3 protein-coding genes and 1 pseudogene are annotated in these 3,688 nt (G+C 71.7%); all 4 read left to right on the top strand.

The annotated features are described in order from the left end of the window. Positions 1-373, top strand: a pseudogene (locus tag ACFXA3_RS29915) (hypothetical protein); the annotation flags it as partial. A 58-nt stretch (positions 374-431) separates the two neighbouring features. Beyond that, positions 432-854, top strand: coding sequence for a phage tail protein (locus ACFXA3_RS29920; protein WP_385191702.1), 423 nt, complete (start codon positions 432-434; stop codon positions 852-854). Between the two features lie 39 nt (positions 855-893). Beyond that, positions 894-1,616 carry a LysM peptidoglycan-binding domain-containing protein gene (locus ACFXA3_RS29925; RefSeq protein WP_385191703.1) on the top strand — a complete coding sequence of 241 codons (723 nt, stop codon included), beginning with the start codon at positions 894-896 and terminating at the stop codon, positions 1,614-1,616. Further along, positions 1,616-3,532, top strand: coding sequence for a VgrG-related protein (locus ACFXA3_RS29930; RefSeq protein WP_385191704.1), 1,917 nt, complete (start codon positions 1,616-1,618; stop codon positions 3,530-3,532). Before ACFXA3_RS29925 ends, ACFXA3_RS29930 begins: the two co-directional genes overlap by 1 nt. Positions 3,533-3,688: the final 156 nt, after the last annotated feature.

Below are 3,688 nucleotides of genomic sequence, written 5' to 3' on the forward strand. Positions count from 1 at the left end.
CTTCGGCTCCGGCTCCGGCTCCGGCTCCGGCTCCGGCCGGACCCTCGGCGCGCTCGCCGCCGCCGCGTCGGCCGGTGTGGCCCAGCCGCCGGAGCACCTCCGGCCGTCGCCGACGCAGGCTCCGCCGGCCGAACCGCCGCCGCCCTACGAGCCGCCGGGCGGCCACCCGGCTCCCGGGACGGCGGTCTCCGCCGGGGAGCCGCCGCCCGCGTACACCGCGGTTCCCCCCGGAGCTTTCGATCCGCGCGACCTGACCGACTTCCAGCTGGACGAACTGGTGCACCGGATCATCGGCCGGGTCACCCGCCTCGTCCGCACCGAACTGCGCATGGACCGCGAACGGATCGGCAGACTGCGCGATCCGCGCGCCTGACGCAGTCCCGCTCACCTCGCGCGCCACCACCGCAGAACGACAGAAAGGCCCACCTCGGATGCCCCGCCAGGACCCCGGGTCCACCATCTGGTTCACCCTCACCATCGACGGCGAGAGCCTCGGCTACTTCAACGGCTGCGAAGGCCTGTCGTCCCAGGTGGAGGTCGAGCACCGGCAGGAGGGCGGCAACAACGGCTTCGTGTGGCACCTGCCCACCCGCGTCACCTTCTCCACCATCCGGCTCACCCGGCCGCTCACGCCGGACACCGCGAAGGTCGCGAAGTGGATCTCGTCGGTCCAGACGGGCATCAAGCGGCCCACCGCGCAGATCGCGGCGCTGCGTGCCGACGGGTCGCTGGTGGCCCGCTGGGGGCTCATCGACGTCCTGCCGGTGAGCTGGCAGGGCCCCACCCTCGACCCCGCGAGCCCGGGCGTGGCGACGGAGGTCCTGGAGATCGCCCACCACGGGTTCACGGACTGACGGCGCGGCGGAGCGGAGCGAGAGGAAAGAGGCACACCCATGGCCACGAACAGCAGGGGCGCCGGCAAGAGCCTGGTGCGGGCGACGCTGGCGATCCACGAGCCCCCGGTCGGGACGAGCACGACGCCCGGGGCGCTGATGCGGACGTTCGGCTTCGAGTTCAATCCGGCGCAGTTGTCGCTGAGTCAGCGCGCGCAGTGGAAGGCCACGCCGACGATGGCCGTGCGCGACGGTTCCAAGCCGGAGTTCATGGGCGCCGAGCCGCGCGAGATGACCCTGGAGATCTTCCTGGACTCGTCGGCCGCGCCGACCGGCAACACGGTGCTGAAGAAGGTCGAATCGCTGCTGGGCTGCTGTGAGGTGACGGCGAAGAGCATCGCCGCGGACCAGCCGTCGCCGCCGTGGGTGGTGTTCGAGTGGGGGTCGTTCTCCACGGCCCGCTTCGTCGCGTACGTGAGCTCCGTCGAGGCGTCGTACAGCCTCTTCGGCACCACGGGCGTGCCGATCCGCGCGACCTGTCAGGTGCACCTGGTGGAGATCCCCGGGAAGACCAAGAACCAGAACCCGACGTCCGGTGCGCTCACCGCCCAGCGCGTGCACCGGGTGGTGGCCGGGGACTCGCTGCAGTCGCTGGCGTGGCGGGAGTACGGCACGGCGACCGTGTGGCGGGCGATCGCCGAGCTCAACGGCATCGACGACCCGTCCCGGCTGACGGCGGGCACCGAACTGGTGCTCCCCGCGCCGGAGGAGGTGTCGCGCTGATGGTGCAGCCCGCGTTCTCCAGCATCATGCAGGTGCGGATCGGCGGCGCGAAGCTCCCCGACGACATCGCCCCGCTGCTCGTCGAGGGGTGGGTCGACCAGGGCGTCGGGGTGCCCGCCGCGTTCCGGCTCACCTTCCGCGACCCGTACCGGCTGGTCCTCGGCAAGCTCGGCGTCACCTTCGGCACGAGGGTGGTGCTCACGCCGATCTCCGACGGCCAGGGGGGCGGCAAGCCGCTGCTGACCGGCGAGGTCACCGCGCTGGAGGCCGACTACGACGGCACCGGAAGCTTCACCGTGATCCGCGGCTACGACCTCGGGCACCGGATGATGCGCCGGCGCCGCGTCGCCGCCTACCGCAACCAGAAGGCTTCCGACATCGCCCGCAAGCTCGCCGCCCTGGACGGCGTACCGATCGGCCGGATCCAGTCGACGAAGGGCGCGTACGGGTTCATCAGCCAGTCCAACGTCACCGACTGGGACTTCCTCTCCCGGCTCGCCGACGAGAACAACATGGTGATGTCCCTGGACGCGAGGGGGAAGTTCCGGTTCGTGACGCCGACGCCGTCGGCCGGTGCGCCGTCCCCGCGCACCGACGGCGACAAGAGCCCGTTCGTCCTCCAGGCCGGCCACGACATCCTGCGGCTGCGGGCGGCGGTCACCGCCGCGGACCAGGTCGGCACGGTCGAATCGCGCGGCTGGAACGTGACCACCAAGAAGAAGATCGTCGAGACGGCCCCGGCCGCGACCGACCCGGGCATCTCCATCGGCCTCACTCCGGGCCAGGCGGCCGGGAAGTTCGCGCCGGCGCAGCTCGTGGAGACCGCCACCCCGTACGACCGGCAGGACGAGGTCCAGCAGGCCGCCAAGGCGCTGGCCGCCGACGTCACCTCGTCGTTCGCGGAGCTGGAGGTCGCGGTGTACGGCAATCCCGAGCTCCGGCCGGGCGTGCCCGTGGCCCTCGGCGACGTGGGCAAGCCCTTCGAGGGCAAGTACACCGTCACCTCCGTACGGCACGTCTTCGGCGACGGCAAGCACTACGAGTCGTGGATCACGGTGAGCGGGCGGCAGTGGCGCTCCCTGTACGGGCTGGCGTCGGGCGGGGGCGGCGGCGGGAACGCCGCAGGAGCCACCCGGCTGCCCGGCGTCGCGAACGCCATCGTCACCGACGTGCAGGACCCGCTGAAGCAGGGACGGGTCAAGCTCCAGTTCCCGTGGCTGGACGACACGTACGTGAGCGACTGGGCCCGCAGCGTGCAGTCCGGCGGCGTGGGCGGCGGCGGCGTCTTCCCGATGGACGTCGGCGACGAGGTGCTGGTCGCCTTCGACCGGGGTGCGCTGGACCACCCGTTCGTGATCGGCGGGCTCTACAACGGCCGGGACCTGCCCACCCGGGTCGACGACGTGCCCCTGCACGACGGGCTGAAGCGGAAGGCCGCCCGGCACACCCTGTCCGACCGGCAGGGCAACCGCGTCGACCTGCTCAGCCAGCGGACCGGCAGGCGGAAGCAGGGCGTGCGCATCGCCAGCGGTGACGACCGGCTGACCATCGATCTCGACCGCACCGGGACGGAGATCACCGTCGACAGCAAGGGGTCGGTGACCATCAAGGGCGGCCGCTCGGTGTCCATCGACGCGGGAACCGACCTGACGCTCAGCGCCCGCCGCCGGCTCACCATCAAGAGCGGCGGCCTCCTCGACATCCAGGGCCGCGGCATCGTCAACCTCACGTCGCTCGCCGGCGCCGTCAACGTCGATGCGATGGGCGCCCTCAGCCTCAAGTCCCTGGGCGCCACGATGATCACCTCCGGGGGCACGGTCCAGGTCAACTCCATCGCCAACGTCGGCGTCCGCGCCCTCAGGGTGGACCTCATGGGGGCGTTCTTCGTCAACACCATCAAGTACCCCTTCGGATGACCGGAAGGCAGGTGGCCTCCTGATGGCCGAACAGTTCGTGGGCTCCGGCTGGGCGTTGCCGCTGCGCCTCGGGCCCACCGGGGGCCTCTGTCTCTTATAAACAAAACCGAGCCCACCCGACCCCATGCGAGCTGGGGTGGGGGGGTGGGGGGGGTT

The organism is Streptomyces sp. NPDC059456, from assembly GCF_042750055.1.
Lineage (GTDB): Bacteria > Actinomycetota > Actinomycetes > Streptomycetales > Streptomycetaceae > Streptomyces.

Coding starts and splice junctions, on each gene's coding strand:
- ACFXA3_RS29920 (WP_385191702.1), top strand. CDS start 432: ATGCCCCGCCAGGACCCCGGGTCCACCATCTGGTTCACCCTCACCATC.
- ACFXA3_RS29925 (WP_385191703.1), top strand. CDS start 894: ATGGCCACGAACAGCAGGGGCGCCGGCAAGAGCCTGGTGCGGGCGACG.
- ACFXA3_RS29930 (WP_385191704.1), top strand. CDS start 1,616: ATGGTGCAGCCCGCGTTCTCCAGCATCATGCAGGTGCGGATCGGCGGC.